Source organism: Flaviaestuariibacter flavus (assembly GCF_004337505.1).
In the GTDB taxonomy this organism is placed as follows: domain Bacteria; phylum Bacteroidota; class Bacteroidia; order Chitinophagales; family Chitinophagaceae; genus Flavisolibacter; species Flavisolibacter flavus.
The window spans coordinates 282426-296746 of record NZ_SJZI01000008.1 but is presented as its reverse complement, the minus strand read 5'-3'; the positions used below and the strand labels follow the sequence as shown (position 1 = coordinate 296746).

The 14321-nt window shown below is 58.5% G+C and carries 12 protein-coding genes and 1 riboswitch; of the genes, 3 read left to right on the top strand and 9 right to left on the bottom strand.

The window, feature by feature from the left end:
* Nucleotides 1-89: 89 nt before the first annotated feature.
* From EPD60_RS05610 to EPD60_RS05585, 6 genes are all read right to left on the bottom strand, one after another.
* On the bottom strand, nt 90-1988 hold the full coding sequence (locus tag EPD60_RS05610; protein ID WP_131447701.1) for an ABC-F family ATP-binding cassette domain-containing protein: 1899 nt from the start codon (nt 1986-1988) through the stop codon (nt 90-92).
* A gap of 267 nt (nt 1989-2255) precedes the next feature.
* Complete coding sequence (locus EPD60_RS05605; protein WP_131447699.1) at nt 2256-3203, bottom strand: cytochrome c; 948 nt, start codon at nt 3201-3203, stop codon at nt 2256-2258.
* A gap of 447 nt (nt 3204-3650) precedes the next feature.
* Nucleotides 3651-4895, bottom strand: a complete 1245-nt coding sequence (locus tag EPD60_RS05600) for a homoserine dehydrogenase (RefSeq protein ID WP_131447697.1) — start codon at nt 4893-4895, stop codon at nt 3651-3653.
* A 51-nt stretch (nt 4896-4946) separates the two neighbouring features.
* Nucleotides 4947-6128, bottom strand: coding sequence for a trans-sulfuration enzyme family protein (locus tag EPD60_RS05595; protein WP_131447695.1), 1182 nt, complete (start codon nt 6126-6128; stop codon nt 4947-4949).
* Between the two features lie 160 nt (nt 6129-6288).
* Nucleotides 6289-6405, bottom strand: a riboswitch (SAM riboswitch).
* A 144-nt stretch (nt 6406-6549) separates the two neighbouring features.
* On the bottom strand, nt 6550-6744 hold the full coding sequence (locus EPD60_RS05590) for a CsbD family protein (RefSeq protein ID WP_131447693.1): 195 nt from the start codon (nt 6742-6744) through the stop codon (nt 6550-6552).
* A 284-nt stretch (nt 6745-7028) separates the two neighbouring features.
* Nucleotides 7029-7910, bottom strand: coding sequence for a diacylglycerol/lipid kinase family protein (locus tag EPD60_RS05585; RefSeq protein ID WP_131447691.1), 882 nt, complete (start codon nt 7908-7910; stop codon nt 7029-7031).
* Between the two features lie 23 nt (nt 7911-7933).
* Between EPD60_RS05585 and EPD60_RS05580 the strand changes: the two genes are divergently transcribed.
* The 3 genes from EPD60_RS05580 to EPD60_RS05570 all read left to right on the top strand — a co-directional run bounded on the left by EPD60_RS05580 (nt 7934) and on the right by EPD60_RS05570 (nt 10631).
* Nucleotides 7934-9040, top strand: a complete 1107-nt coding sequence (locus EPD60_RS05580) for an App1 family protein phosphatidate phosphatase (RefSeq protein WP_131447689.1) — start codon at nt 7934-7936, stop codon at nt 9038-9040.
* A gap of 340 nt (nt 9041-9380) precedes the next feature.
* Entirely contained in the window at nt 9381-9884 is a 504-nt protein-coding gene (locus EPD60_RS05575; RefSeq protein WP_131447687.1) for a pyridoxamine 5'-phosphate oxidase family protein, read from the top strand.
* Nucleotides 9885-10022: 138 nt separating this feature from the next.
* Nucleotides 10023-10631 (top strand): hypothetical protein, encoded by a 609-nt coding sequence (locus EPD60_RS05570; protein WP_131447685.1) that lies wholly within the window; start codon nt 10023-10025, stop codon nt 10629-10631.
* 143 nt (nt 10632-10774) lie between these two features.
* On the opposite strand, the gene EPD60_RS05565 is transcribed toward EPD60_RS05570, so the two are convergent.
* From EPD60_RS05565 to EPD60_RS05555, 3 genes are all read right to left on the bottom strand, one after another.
* Complete coding sequence (locus tag EPD60_RS05565) at nt 10775-12316, bottom strand: protein adenylyltransferase SelO (RefSeq protein ID WP_131447683.1); 1542 nt, start codon at nt 12314-12316, stop codon at nt 10775-10777.
* 50 nt (nt 12317-12366) lie between these two features.
* Nucleotides 12367-12630: a hypothetical protein gene (locus tag EPD60_RS05560; RefSeq protein ID WP_131447681.1), complete on the bottom strand. Its 264-nt coding sequence runs from the start codon at nt 12628-12630 to the stop codon at nt 12367-12369.
* Between the two features lie 257 nt (nt 12631-12887).
* Nucleotides 12888-14306 carry a Glu/Leu/Phe/Val family dehydrogenase gene (locus EPD60_RS05555; RefSeq protein ID WP_131447679.1) on the bottom strand — a complete coding sequence of 473 codons (1419 nt, stop codon included), beginning with the start codon at nt 14304-14306 and terminating at the stop codon, nt 12888-12890.
* Nucleotides 14307-14321: the final 15 nt, after the last annotated feature.

Genomic DNA, 14321 nt, shown 5'->3' with positions numbered 1-14321 from the left:
TCCGCTCTTCGTTTCAATATTCATTATTCCTTGTTCATTATTCGATATTCAACTCCCCTCTCCGTCCCGGAGAGGGGCCGGGGGTGAGGTCACTGCAGCTCACTCAGCTCCAGCCAGCGCATCTCTTTCTCCTCGATGCTGGCATTGATGGCGCCGATGCGGTCGGCGGCCTTTTGCAGCTCTTCGTAGGGAAGCCCGCCGGCCATCTGTTCGGTCAGCCCGGCGCGCTCTTTTTCCAGTGCGGCAATGTCTTTTTCCAGGAGCTCGAACTCGCGTTGTTCTTTAAAAGAAAGCTTTCGTTTCCTTTCGCCTACCGGCGTTGCCGTGGCTTGGTCAGCCACCGCCGCGGCGGCAGCCGCCTTTTCTTCGCGGCGGGCTTCCGCCCCGCGCTCCTGTTCGATCTTTTGCTGCTCGCGCAGTTGCGAGTAGTTGCCGGGAAAATCGCGGATAACGCCATCGCCTTCGAACACGAAGAGGTGATCCACGAGGCGGTCCATAAAGTAGCGGTCGTGCGAGATGATCAGGAGACAGCCCGGGAAGTCGAGCAGGAAGTTCTCGAGCACCGAAAGCGTCGGCAGGTCGAGGTCGTTGGTGGGCTCGTCGAGCACCAGGAAGTTGGGGTTGCGGAAGAGGATCGACAGCAGGTGCAGGCGCCGCTTTTCACCGCCGCTCAACTTGCTGATGTAGGTGTATTGCTGGTCGGGGGTAAACAGAAACAATTCAAGGAACTGCGCCGCGCTCAGAAAGCGGCCGTTTGCCAGCGGAAAGTTCTCGGCGATGCCCTTCACGAATTCAATCACGCGGAGGTCGCTCTTGAGCTCGAGGCCGCTCTGCGAATAGTTGCCGAAGACGACCGTATCGCCGATATTGATCTTGCCCGAATCGGCCGCCTCAATGCCCTGGAGGATGTTGACGAAGGTCGACTTGCCCGCACCGTTCTTGCCCACAACACCCACGCGCTCGCCCTTTTTAAAGGTGTAGTCGAAGCCTTTCAAAATAGCCTTGTCGCCATAGCTTTTGTACACTTTCTTCATCTCGGCCACCTTGCCGCCGAGGCGGTTCATCTTGGCCTGCAGCTCCAGCTGCTGGTCCTGCAGCTTTTGCTTGGCGCGTTTTTCTACTTCGTAGAAATTATCCTGGCGGCTTTTGCTTTTGGTGGTGCGCGCCTTGGGCTGCTTGCGCATCCACTCCAGCTCTTTGCGGTACAGGTTGCGCGCCTTTTCAACCGAAGCTGCCTCGCTTTCTTCGCGCGCCGCTTTCTTTTCGAGGTAATTGGAATAGTCGCCCTTGTGCGAATAGAGGATGCCACCCTCCAGCTCCCACACTTCGTCGCACACCGCGTCGAGGAAGTAGCGGTCGTGGGTCACCATCAGGAGCGTAGTGTTTTCTTTATTGAGGTAGTGCTCGAGCCATTCCACCATCTCCACGTCGAGGTGGTTGGTGGGTTCGTCCATGATCAGCAGCACGTGCTTGTGCTCGAAGCCGATGTCGATGAGGGTGCGGGCGAGGGCCACGCGTTTTTTCTGTCCGCCCGAAAGCGTGTCCACGTCCTGCTGCAGGTTGTGGATATTGAGCTTGCCGAGGATCTGCTTCACCTTGGCCTCGAAATCCCAGGCGCCGAGCTCGTCCATCTGCGGCAGCAGGGTGCCCAGCGCTTCGGTGTTGTTGGTGTCTACTGCTGTTTCATAGCGCTTGATGAGATCGATCACCGGGTGCTGGTGGTGGAAGATATTGTCAAGAATGGAAGCACGGGCAATGAGACGCGGCTCCTGCTCGAAGAACGCAACATCCACATCCTTGTTGATCCATACCGTTCCCTCGTCGGGTGTTTCGAGGCCGGCCACGATCTTGAGCAGGGTCGATTTGCCCGAACCGTTGCGGGCTACGAGCGCGATCTTGTCGCCCTCCGAAATATGAAAAGTGAGATTATCGAAAAGCGGCTTCACACCATAGGACTTGGTGAGTGCCTGCGCGGTCACGTAATGCATCCGGCAAAGATAGCCGCTTCGCGGCGGGAGAGAAAGAACGCAGATTTGTTATGATCTGTTATGATCGCCGCGGATGCGGTGGCACAAAAGCACCCGCAGGGGCTTTTGTCATCCTGAGCGAAGCGAAGGATCTGAGGTAAAGATCTAAAAGATTGATCCAGCCAGGTATCGGCACTCCGAACGGTGGACGGCTTATTTAAATTCAGTCCTCAGATGCTTCGCTCTGCTCAGCATGACAAAGGCGCGGCAAAGCCGCGCCTTTGTGCGCTATCGCGATACCTGATTTTTAATCTTCGGCACCGTCTTCAGGTAGGCATAGATCGCCCTGGCCTCGCGGTCGGAGAGGTTGGTGAACTTGGGCATGGGCTCGCGGAGGCCTTCGCCGTTGGGTACGATGCCGAAGCGGACCGCCTTGATGAATTCTTCTTCCGTCCAGCGGCCGATGCCGGTTTCCTCGTCCATGGTGAGGTTGCGGGTGTAGATGTCTTTTCCGTCGGGCGTTTTCATCAGGTTGCCACCACCGAAGAAGCCCAGCGACTTTTCCGGAACATCGGGGTCGAGTTTGAGGAAGTCTTTCGAGTGGCACATCCAGCAATCGAGCTGGATCATGATGTAGCGGCCCCAGGCGGCGGCGTTGGCCGTGTCGGGCTGCGGCACGAGTGCCTTCGGGTAGAGCACGGGCTTGATGAGGATGCCGGTGTTGGTCAGGAATTTCGTCAGCATCGAATACTTCGTGTCGGGCTGGCGGGTGTTGTCGGGCTGCACCCAGCTGTGGTTGGAGCGCAGGAAGGCGATGATGGAATAAATGTCTTCGTCCGAGCTTTCCTTCAGCTTCACCATCAGCGGCAGGAAGGTGCCGTCGGGCTTGATGCCGGTGCGGAGCAGGTAGGCGAGCTCACCGTCGGTCCACCTGCCGATGCCGAATTCGGTGTGCCGGGTGATGTTCTTCGAATAGATGTCGCCAAACTGCGGCACGTCTACCAGGTGCTTGCCGGTGAACTTGTTGGTGTTGGGGTCGAGGTGGCAGGATTTGCACAGCAGCGAAGCAAGTTGCTCGCCGCGGGCGAGGCGCTGAGGTGTGGCTTCTACTTTGAGTGAGATCTGTCCGGCTTTTTGCTTCGGCACGCCGCGGATGGCGATAAAGGCAGCGGCGGCGCCGACGAGGGTGATGATGGTACAAATGATGATCAGCAGGTAACGCAGAACCTTTTTCATGGTGTTTGATTTCGTCAGGTTATGCCTGCAAAACTTGCATTTCCGGCCAGAAGCAGCCAGCCCATCGCGGATGAACCGCTGAATCGGGTGCATGGGCAGCCGGGCGGGGCGGTATGGACCGTGTCCGGAATCGTTCAGGCTCTATATGTCGGTTTTGACAATACCATCCTGAGGTCTTCAGGGTATATATGTTCATTTTGACAATAGCATCCTGAGGTCTTCAGGATATATATGTTCCAATTGACAGTACCATCCTGAACGCTTCAGGATATATATGTTCCGTTTGACAATACCATGCTGAAGGCTTCAGGATCTATATGTCAGAATTGACAGTACCATCCTGAAGACCTCAGGCAGGTATCGCCGGAAGCAACAAGAGCATCCCGAAGGCTTCGGGATGCTCTTGTTGTGGTAAAATGCCGGTTCTCAACAGGTTATCACCTGTTTTCAGACCGCCAGCGCCAATGCCGCCTTGCGTACCGGGGCCGGTCGCCGGCTTGCGGGCGCCCCTTCCGGCAGCGCAATTACGGATACGCCCGGGGCCTGCCACCAGGCGGCGGCAAGCAACGCACGCGCGCTGATCCGGCCCGTGAAATAAGCGCCTTCCTCCGACCGGTAGGAGCTGTACACTTCCCCGAAATCGCTTTCCGGAACCGGGTTGTCCGCATCAAAACCTACATAGACCTCGAGCTCAAAATCGGGTGCCAGCTGCGCTGTTTCGCTGCGCCGGAGTTTCTTGTATTCGTATTTATACTGGTAGGAGCGTGCCGAGATGTCCGAAACCACGGCCGAGGCGGTGGGGAAGCGGCCGGCGCCTTTGCCCGACAGAAACTGCCGGTCGGAAAGCCGGCTGCGGAGGAGCAGCCCGTTGTATTCGTCGCGCACGTCGAAGAGCGGGTTGCCCGGTGCCACGAAACGCGGCAGCACGGAGGCGCTGACGCTGCCGTCGGCATTGCGCAGGGCCGTCGCGGCCAGCACGATCCGCCAGCCCTTTTCGCGGGCATAGTCCCAGTCTTCGGGCCGGATGCGCGTGATGCCCTGGCGCAACAGGTTGTGCGGCTGCACCACGATGCCCCAGGCATGCGCCAGCAAAAGCGACAGCTTGTTGGCGGCATCATGCCCTTCCACGTCAAGCGTGGGGTTGGACTCGGCGAAGCCCAGTTGCTGCGCCTGCCGGAGCGCGGCGTCATAGTCGAGGCCCTTTGCCTGTTGGGTGAGGATATAATTGGTGGAGCCGTTGACGATGCCGCTGATGCCCTGGAGGAGATCATTGTCGTAATACTCCTCCAGGTTGCGCAGGATGGGAATGGAGCCGCATACCGCCGCTTCGTAGAGGAGCGAGCCACCGTATTCCTGCTGCAGGTACAGCAGCTCGGGGAGGTGCCGGGCGAGGAGCGCCTTGTTGGCGCTCACCACGTGCCGGCCGCTGCGGAGGGCGCGGGTAACGATGGCATAGGCGGCCTCCGCATCATCAATGAGTTCGACAATGAGGTTGATCTCCGGGTCGTTGAGGAGCTCGTCGGCCCGGGTGGTGAACAGTTCCGCCGGCGCGTTGCGCGGCTTGTGCGGATCGCGGATGCAGATGCGGCGCACGGTGGCGCCGAGCGAGGGGAGCTCGTGCAGCACCTGGTAGATGCCTTCGCCCACGACGCCGAAGCCGAAGAGGCCGATGGTTAATTTTTGCTGGGACATAAAAGGGTAATGTTAGATGTGTGATGTCAGATGTCAGATTTGTTCGTGCTGTCAGGCAACGGCTTCCTGTTTCGGTGTTTGCTGGTGGGCGATGGTTTTTTGAAGCGCGGCATCGAGGTCGGCGATGAGGTCTTCGGCGTCTTCAAGGCCAACGGAAAGACGCACGAGCGAAGGGCTGATGCCGGCGGCGCGACGCTGGGCTTCGGGTATCGATTTATGCGTCATGGTAGCGGGATGACAGAGCAGGCTTTTTACGCCGCCGAGGCTTTCGGCAAGTTTGAAAAGGCGCGTGCCGGTGACCAGTTGCAGGGCCGCCGCCTCCGTGTCGCGCTTCAGCGAAAAGGAAACGATGCCGCCGAATCCTTTGGCCTGGCGCTTTGCCGTTTCGTGGCCGGGGTGTGTTTCCAGGCCGGGGTAAAACACCCGGTCGACGGCGGGATGTTGTTCCAGAAAGCGGGCCATCTCCAATGCGTTGCTGCCATGCAGCTTGACCCGACAGGAAAGCGTTTCAATGCCACGGATGACGAGCCAGCTGTCGAAGGGCCCGAGGATGGCGCCGCTGGCGTTCTGGATAAAGCGGATGCGCTCACCGAGGCCGCGGTCTTTGGTGATCACCACGCCGGCGATGAGATCGCTGTGGCCGCCGAGGTACTTGGTGGCGGAGTGTACCACGATGTCGGCGCCGAGTTCGAGCGGGCGCTGGAGCAGGGGCGTGGCGAAGGTGTTGTCGACGCACAGGAGGGCACCGGCGCTGCGCGCGATGGCGGCGACGGCGGCGATGTCGGTGATCCTGAGCGTCGGGTTGGTGGGTGTTTCGATCCAGACCAGTTTGGTCTTCGGCGTCACGGCTTCAAATACCGCGGCGGGATTGCTTGTGTCCACGTAGCGCACCGAGATGCCGAATTTTTGGTAGATATGGGTGAAGAGGCGGTAGGCGCCGCCGTAGATATCATCTACCGCTACGATCTCGTCGCCGGACTGCAGCAGCTTGAGCACCGCGTCGATGGCGGCAAGGCCGCTGGCAAAGGCGGTGCCGAGGGCGCCGCCTTCCAGTTCGGCCACGATGCTTTCCAGCGCCGCACGCGTGGGGTTGCCGGTGCGGGCGTAGTCGTAGCCTTTGTTGACTCCGGGCGCCTCCTGCTCGAAGGTGGACGTCTGGTAAATGGGAACGGCGATGGCGCCGGTGAGGGGATCGGTGGGGATGCTGTGGATGATGCGGGTTGCGCTGCTCATGGGAGGTTGTTTTTAGAAGTTTAAAAATTCACCTCACCCGGAAAGGCTTACCGGTATGCGCTCCTATATACCCGTCGTGCACTACGGGCATAAAAAAAGCGCTCCCGATAACTCAGAAGCGCTTCACTATTTTGATTTCAAAAATGCAGAGCGTTGATCTGACTTATCTTTCACGACACTGTGGTCGTGATGGAATTGGCACCTTATCACCGACGATCGTCGGGACAGGTTGTCAAGGCGTCTCAGGGCCATTACCCTCAGCCTTTCTGGATAAGTGATTGAAAGAACTGCAACGAAAGTAGGGGCGGGGCACATATGATTGAACAGGTCGCCAAAAAAAAATACGGCGATGCAGATCCGTTCTGCCGGAAAATAAAAATGCGGCCCCGGAAGGCCGCATGCGTTGCCGGTATTGCCGCACTTATTTTTTCCCAAGGCCACGCAGCCAGTCGATGACTTCGTCGCGGGTCTTGCCGAGCTTCGTTTGCAGGCGGCCGAAGAGCTCGTCTTCCTTACCCTCCTGGTATTCCAGGTCGTCGTCGGTAAGGTCGCCGTGCGCCTGCTTGGCCTTTCCTTTCAACTCGTTCCAGCTGCCTTTTAATTCAAGTCTGTCCATGGTTAGATGATTTGAAAGAGAGGGGAAAAGAATTGTGCCAGCCAGACCTCACCCCCGACCCCTCTCCGAAGCGGAGAGGGGTGACTCCCGGGTAGTTTACTATTGTTTGGAACCGTCTTCTGTTTGATGCTCATACATTAAGAGCGGATGCCGCAGGCATCCGCTCTTTGCTTTTGAAGTTTAATCAGCGGAGGGTAGCAGACATGAATGAATGACCAACGGAGGCACCCCTCTCCGTCCCGGAGAGGGGCCGGGGGTGAGGTTTGGAAAGGGGTCGGGTGAGGTCAGGGGAGGATCACCTGCACCGCACCGGGCAGGATCTCGGCCCGCACCTGGCGGGTTTTGCCGCGGTATTCGCCGTCTACCTGGAAGTAGGTTTTGCGGTGCGTGCGGATCTGTGCTTTTGTAGTGGTGATGACCTCGAATTTTTCAGGGTCGAAAGAGCGGTTGGTAAAGAGGGCCTTGAGGATCTCCACCAGGTTGAGGCGGCGCAGTACCACTACTTCGAAGCGGCCGTCGGAGGGATCACCGTCGGGGTTGATGTTGGCGCCGGTGCCGTATTTGCGGGCATTGGCCAGCACGATCATATAGGCGCCGCGGCGGATGCTGCCGTCGTCGGTGCTGATCTCGGCGTGGATCTTCTGCTTCTGCCACAGCACGCGGATCACGGCGCGGGCATAGCCCCACATGCCGCGCCCCTTGGAGCCTTCGAAGTACTTTACCAGCATGGCGTTGAGCCCGAGGTCGGAGAGGTGGATACAGATGTCGTTGTCGTTTACCGCCACCAGGTCGATGGGCTGCAAGCGGCCGTTGAGCACTACCTGCAAGGCTTCGGCGGGTGTCAGCGGGATGCCAAGCTCGCGGGCCATCCCGTTGGCGGAGCCGGCCGGCAGGATGCCCAGCGCGATGCGGCTGCCACGCAGGATGCCCGCCACGAGTTTCACCGTGCCGTCGCCACCGACGGCCACCACCCGGTGGGGGCGCACCCGCTCGATATGATTGCGCACCGAGCTCTCATCGTCCTTGCCGGTGAGCAGGAAAAACTCCATGACGTGTATCGAGTCGCGGATCGTTTCGCGGATCTGTGTTTCCCAATCCGACTTACCCTTACCGCCCGATACCGGGTTAATGACGAACAGTATCCGTAGTTGGCCTTCTTTCTGCATATCTGGTGACAAATGTGTGGTTCATGGGGCTTTTAAAAGGAATAAAAGGCTGGGTCGCATGGGTGCGCCGCGCCATTTACCGCCGGCTGGGCCTCACCCGGGAAACGGTAATAAAAGTGTACCACGGCTATGGGCATACGGCACAACTGGTGATTTACGGGCACGTGTTCCGGCAGAGCCCGCTGCCGCGGAAGCGCTACCGGCAGAGCATCCTCAACAACAGCTGGGCCCTGCTGCGGCTTTTCCTGGTGAAGCCTTACGCCTGCGCGCGGCTGCGCACCTGCTGGGAAGGGCAGGTGCTGCGTGCCGAAGCCGATGAGGCCGGCTTTTTCAAGTTCGAATGGAAGGACGTGCCGCCACTCCAGCAGGGCTGGCACGAAATGACGGTGGAGCTGCTCGGGCGTAACGACGAAGTAATCACAACGGGGAAAGGATCGGTGTACATTCCCTACGAAACGCAGTACGGCTTCATCTCCGATGTGGACGATACCTTCCTGGTGTCGCATTCGGCCAATATGCGCAAACGCCTCTACGTGCTGTTTACACAAAACGCCCGGAGCCGCGTGCCTTTTGAGGGCGTTGTGCGCCACTACCAGCTGCTTGCGCAGGGCAACACCGGGCCCGACGCGCCGAATCCCTTCTTCTACGTTTCGAGCTCGGAGTGGAACCTCTACGATTACCTGCTGGAGTTCACCCGCGTGCAGCAGCTGCCGCGCGGTGTGTTTCTCCTCAATGTGCTGAAGCGTGCGGGCGAGCTCCTCAAAACGGGGCAGAACAATCACCAGGGCAAGTTTGCGCGGATCGTGCGGATCATCGAGGGCTTCCCGAAGCAGCGCTTCGTACTCCTCGGCGACTCCTCGCAACACGACCCTTATATCTACGAGTCGCTGGTGAAGCACTTTCCCGGGCGGATCCATGCCGTTTATATCCGCGATGTATACCACAAGAATTTCGAAAAGGTAAAGGGCGTGCTGGCCGCCATTGAGCAGCTCGGCGTGCCCGTTTGCTTCTTCAAGCACAGCGAGGAGGCGATCCTGCACTCGATGAAGATCGGGCTCATCGCCAAGACGGCGCCCGAGGTGGCGGTGGCCGCGCCGGCACCTTCGAACCCGGAGACGCGGCGGGAGTGATCTCACCCCCAGCCCCTCTCCCGGGGGAAGAGGGGTGCCTCTGTTTGTCTGTACAAAAGGATGCGGTCTTTAATTAGGATGAATACCCAAAGGATAATTTTCAATAATCAATGTTTAATGCTCAATTATCAAGGGGAAGCGAGCAGCTACCTGAACATTGAATATTGAGCATTGAATATTGAACATTGAATATTGAACATTACAACACCTGTCGACTATAAAACAGCCGCCGATAATAGGAAATGATCCACAGGGTCGCCCTCTCCCCTCGGAGAGGGGCCGGGGTGAGGTCATGGCACGAAGTTTTAGCTTATCAGGCTACCCTTAATTCAAAAGACTCATGGAAAAGCATTTGCAAAGCGAAGAAGCCCTGGCCAAGCTCAAGAAGCTGGTGGAGGAGATCCGGGTATGTATGTTCATAACCAGCGCCGACGATGCGGTGGATCATACCCGCCCCATGTCGGTAGTAGATATTGACGCCGACGGCAAGCTCTGGTTCTTCACCGATATCCGCTCCATCAAGGTGGAAGAAGTTGCCAAAAGCCGGCAGGTGCACCTCACCTTTGCCCACCCGGGCAAGGAGAGCTACCTCGACCTCTGGGGTATGTCGCACGTGGTGACCGACCGCGAAAAGATCAAGCAAAAGTGGAGTCCCGTAGTGAAGGCCTGGTTCCCCGGCGGTGTCGACGATCCAAACCTCGCGCTCCTGCACGTGCATCCTGAGCGCTGCTATTACTGGGATGCCCAAACGGGCAAGATGATTCAGTTCTTCAAAATGGCCGTGGGCGCTGTTACCGGCAATTCGAAAATCGCGGATAGCGCCGAAGGCAAGCTTTCTATATAAGTCGGAAGTCGGAAGTAAGGAAATCGGAACCAGATCCGACTTCCTTACTTCCGACTTAAATACTTTCCTGATTTTCCTTTGTTTGGCATACCGAGTCGTGCTGTGTTCCTCCGGCACGACTTTTTGTTTTGTGTACCTATGGACCCTGAAAAAGAAGGTTTGATTCCACGGCAGGAGGGAGGTGCGCAAAGCAATACCGGGGCGCAGCGCGACTTTGGCAATGAAGCGGAAGCGCAGGCTTTTTACGAAACGGTGAAAGGCCGCCTCCTGGATGTCAACCGGTGGCAGTTGCTGGCCGGCGCCGCGGCGGCGCGGTTCCAGCTTACCGATGCGTCGGGGCTGGAAGTAGACCGCAAGGTGCAGCCCGGCGATCATTTCAAGATCGATATCCCGGGACCGGGCACGGCATCGGGCGAGGGCTTCGACTGGGTGCAGGTGGAGACCGTGGAAGAAGGCGAGGAGCAGGGAGCTCCCTTCACCCTGGTGCGGGTGCGGCCGGCCACCAATCCCAACAATGACCAGACCGATGTGGCGCATTTCTTTTCTGATGATGCTACATCCAATTTCATCGTTCGTCGTGAAGGAAAGACCGTGATCGCGGCCGTGCATGGCCGCAACGAAAAGCCCAATGCCGGCGCCGAAAAGCTGATCGATAAAGCGCGCAACGTAGCAGTCGGCAGCGGCGCTATTGCCGGCGCCTCCAAGCTCCAATGGAAAGCACTCGTGGAGGGGCTGGTAGCCGAATAGTGAGATGCGTGCGAGAAAGAACGCTGATTCCGCAAGCGGAATGCGCAGATTGGTTATGATTTTTTATGATTGGCTGACGCACGCAAACTCATCTGCGTAAATCCTAATAATCATAAAAGATCTGCGTTCTTTCTCTCCGTTACTTAAGACGAACACGAAAGCATCGAGCACCCCGCTTTCTGGTTGGCCCATCCCGGCCGCTTTTCCATGAATTTATCGTGCTTGTCGGTGTAGGGCTCTTTCAGCGCAGCTTCCAGCTCGCGGAACAGCTTGTCGTCGCCCTTTTCCAGCCCTTCGATCGCCTGCGACAGCAGGTAGTTGCGCAGGATGAAGCGCGGGTTGGCGCGCTGCATACGCGCATAGGCGGCTTCCTTGTCTTCGCGGCCCACGCGCTCCCGCCAGTTGCGCAGGAACTCGGTCAGCAGGCTTTCGCTGTCGTCGGTCAGCGGGCCATAGAATGATTCGCTGAAATGCGTCAGCGCGTCTTCCTCAGAATCAATCCAGGTGGCCAGCAATTGAAAGAAAATCGTGTAGTCGGGCTGCACGGTGGCCAGCACCAGCTCCGCCTGCTCCAGCAGTGCCTGGTCGTCCTGCGTGATCTCTGCCAGGCCCAGCTTGTTGCCCATCATCCGGAACCAGTATTTCCAGTAGATATTGTCGTAAGCGTCGAGCACGGCCACGAGCGCCTCCTGGTTGCTCAGCGGAAGCAGGGCGCCGGCAAGGCAGCCCAGGTTCCACTTGGCCACGGCGGGCTGCTTGCCAAAGGCATAACGCCTTCCCGGCAGGTCGGTGGTGTTGGGGGTGAAGTTGGGCTCAAAGGCATCGATGAACGAGTAGGGGCCATAGTCGATCGTGAGGCCGAGGATCGACATGTTGTCGGTGTTCATCACCCCATGCACGAAGCCCACGCGCTGCCATTCGGCCATCAGGAAAGCCGTTCGGCGCACTACTTCGCCAAACCACTGCAGGAGGCCTTCCTCTGCATTTTTGAACTGCGGAAAATAACGGGCGATTGTCCAGTTGACCAGCTGCCGCAGGTTGTCGAGCTCACCCCTGGCCGCCGGCATCTCGAAGTTGCCGAAGCGGAGAAAGGAAGGTGCCACGCGCGCTACAATAGCGCCGGGCTCGTGGGCCGGGTGGCCGTCGTAAAACATATCGCGGAGCACGGGCTCGCCGGTAGTGACGAGGCCCAGGGCGCGTGTTGTGGGCACACCCAGGTGATGCATGGCTTCGCTCATCAGGTATTCGCGCACCGAGGAACGCAGCACGGCGCGCCCATCGGCACGGCGCGAGTAGGCGGTAGGCCCGGCGCCTTTGAGCTGCAGCTCCTGCGTTTCGCCCGAAGGTGTAACAACTTCGCCAAGCGTGATGGCGCGACCGTCGCCGAGCTGGCCGGCCCAGTTGCCAAACTGGTGGCCCGCATAGCAGGCCGCATAGGGATGCATACCAGGCGCCAGCTTGTTGCCCCCCAGTATTTCTACGGAAGCAGGATCCGGCTTTCCGATACCGAGCTCCGCCGCGAGGTCTTCGGTCCAGGCCAGGAGCTCCGGCTTCGGCACCGGCGTGGGCGCTGCCTTTGCCCAAAACGTATCGGGCGTCTGCCGCGGGCGTTTGTCGTCAGTGTCGTCGCCCTTAAAGTTGGATACAAACTCGTCCCGGTATACCGCGTCGTGAAGTTGTGCCATAGGATTTTGTGTGCAGGGATTGTGCCGGCTTCGAAAAGGTTTCTGAGGTTCTAGGGTTTGGGGCCTTCGCTGTCGTCGCGCATCATGCGGTTGATGTCGCGCGCCTTTTGTTTTTCATCCTCGCTGAGCAGGCTCCAGCGCAGGCGGATGAGCTCCTCCTTCAACTGCCGCGCCCGCTCGAGTTGCTCCCGGTTGGCCTGTTGAAAAGCTTTCCATTCCGCATCAGTCGGGAACCGCGCCTTCACGAGGTACTCATACTTTTTCCATTCTTCCTGTAGCTCTGCGAGGCGGGTGCGCATCTGGTCGGGTGTCATGGGTTAAAGGTAATGTGCTGATGGGGTAATGCGGTGATGTGGTGGCTTCGGCTTCGCTTAGCCTGACAAATCGCTTGTCATCCCGAGCGCAGTCCAGGGAGCGGTAATGGAAGGTGATAGCGTATAAGTTATCGCAAAGACGCACCATGTGCGTCTCCATTTACCAATAGACCATGTAACCAATAAACAAAAGCCCCGCACTGCTGCAGGGCTCTCAAATAAATCAGACATCGGAGATCCGACATCGTAACATTCTCTTACGGGAAGATACCGAGTTCGGCGTACGACGTACCCACCTTGTTGATGGCCACTACGAAGGCGGCGGTGCGCATGTCGGGGATCTGCGGGTTGGCCTTCCAGGCGTCCATGATCTCGCGGGTGGCGGTGATCATCGTTTCCTCGAGACCGGAGTACACGAGGTCGGCCTCTTCGGGGCCGTGCATGATGAACTTGCGCTCGGAATCGCTGACGCTCTTACCGGTGAGTTCTTCGATCTGGCCGAGGATGTGGTGGTTCATGTTCTCGGTGAAGCGCTTCTCCATACGGCCGTAGCGCACGTGGCTCAGGTTCTTCAGCCATTCGAAATACGACACCGTTACGCCGCCGGCGTTGAGGTACATATCCGGTACCACGAGGGTGCCTTTGGTGATGAACACTTCGTCAGCCTCCGGCGTGAGGGGACCGTTGGCGCCTTCACCGATGATGCGGGCTTTCACGCGGAGCGCGTTTTCGCCGTTGATCACGTTCTCGAGGGCTGCGGGGATCAGGATGTCGCAGTCGTGCTCGAGGGCGTCGGTATTCTTGGCGAAGTTCTGCGCGCCGGGGAAGTTGAGGATGGAGCCGCTGCTCTTGCGGTGCTGGAAGACGGCGTCCACATCGAGGCCATTGTCGTTGAAGATGGAGCCTTCGTACTCGGCGAGGGCTACGATTTTGGCGCCTGCCTCATGGAAGAACTTGGCGGCGTGGTAGCCTACGTTGCCGAGGCCCTGCACCACGATGCGCTTGCCGGCGATGCCGGTGGTAAGACCGAGCTTCTCCATTACGTCGGGCATGTTGCACACTTCGCGGATACCATAGAAGATGCCGAGGCCGGTGGCTTCGGTGCGGCCGCGCACGCCACCCTGGGTGACGGGCTTACCGGTAACGCAGCCGGCGGCGTCGATTTCGCCGGGGCGCAGGCTCTGGTAGGTGTCCACGATCCAGGCCATCTCGCGCGGGCCGGTGCCGTAGTCGGGAGCGGGAACGTCGGTACCGGGGCCGATGAAGTTCTTCTTCACCAGTTCCGCGGTGTAGCGGCGGGTGATCTTCTCAAGCTCGTATACGCTGTATTTCTTGGGAGAGATTTTGATGCCGCCTTTGCCGCCGCCGAAGGGCACGTTCACAATGGCGCACTTATAGGTCATGAGAGCAGCAAGAGCCATCACCTCGTCCTGGTTAACTTCCGCGGCGAAGCGGATGCCCCCCTTGGTGGGCGTTTTATGCTGCGAGTGCTGCACGCGGTAGGCTTCGATCACTTCGATGCGGCCGTCGTCCATACGAACGGGGAAGCGCATCTGGTAAACGGAGTTACATTCTTTGATCTGTTCGAGGATACCCGGATCCCATTTCGTGAATTTGGCAGCCTTGTCAAAGCTCTTTACAACACTTTGAAAGAAGCTATAGCCGGTAGTAGACATAAGCGAATCGTTTAT

Excerpts from the sequence above, each read along its gene's own strand:
- EPD60_RS05610 (WP_131447701.1), bottom strand. The coding sequence starts at position 1,988 with ATGCATTACGTGACCGCGCAGGCACTCACCAAGTCCTATGGTGTGAAG.
- EPD60_RS05605 (WP_131447699.1), bottom strand. The coding sequence starts at position 3,203 with ATGAAAAAGGTTCTGCGTTACCTGCTGATCATCATTTGTACCATCATC.
- EPD60_RS05600 (WP_131447697.1), bottom strand. The coding sequence starts at position 4,895 with ATGTCCCAGCAAAAATTAACCATCGGCCTCTTCGGCTTCGGCGTCGTG.
- EPD60_RS05595 (WP_131447695.1), bottom strand. The coding sequence starts at position 6,128 with ATGAGCAGCGCAACCCGCATCATCCACAGCATCCCCACCGATCCCCTC.
- EPD60_RS05590 (WP_131447693.1), bottom strand. The coding sequence starts at position 6,744 with ATGGACAGACTTGAATTAAAAGGCAGCTGGAACGAGTTGAAAGGAAAG.
- EPD60_RS05585 (WP_131447691.1), bottom strand. The coding sequence starts at position 7,910 with ATGCAGAAAGAAGGCCAACTACGGATACTGTTCGTCATTAACCCGGTA.
- EPD60_RS05580 (WP_131447689.1), top strand. The coding sequence starts at position 7,934 with ATGGGGCTTTTAAAAGGAATAAAAGGCTGGGTCGCATGGGTGCGCCGC.
- EPD60_RS05575 (WP_131447687.1), top strand. The coding sequence starts at position 9,381 with ATGGAAAAGCATTTGCAAAGCGAAGAAGCCCTGGCCAAGCTCAAGAAG.
- EPD60_RS05570 (WP_131447685.1), top strand. The coding sequence starts at position 10,023 with ATGGACCCTGAAAAAGAAGGTTTGATTCCACGGCAGGAGGGAGGTGCG.
- EPD60_RS05565 (WP_131447683.1), bottom strand. The coding sequence starts at position 12,316 with ATGGCACAACTTCACGACGCGGTATACCGGGACGAGTTTGTATCCAAC.
- EPD60_RS05560 (WP_131447681.1), bottom strand. The coding sequence starts at position 12,630 with ATGACACCCGACCAGATGCGCACCCGCCTCGCAGAGCTACAGGAAGAA.
- EPD60_RS05555 (WP_131447679.1), bottom strand. The coding sequence starts at position 14,306 with ATGTCTACTACCGGCTATAGCTTCTTTCAAAGTGTTGTAAAGAGCTTT.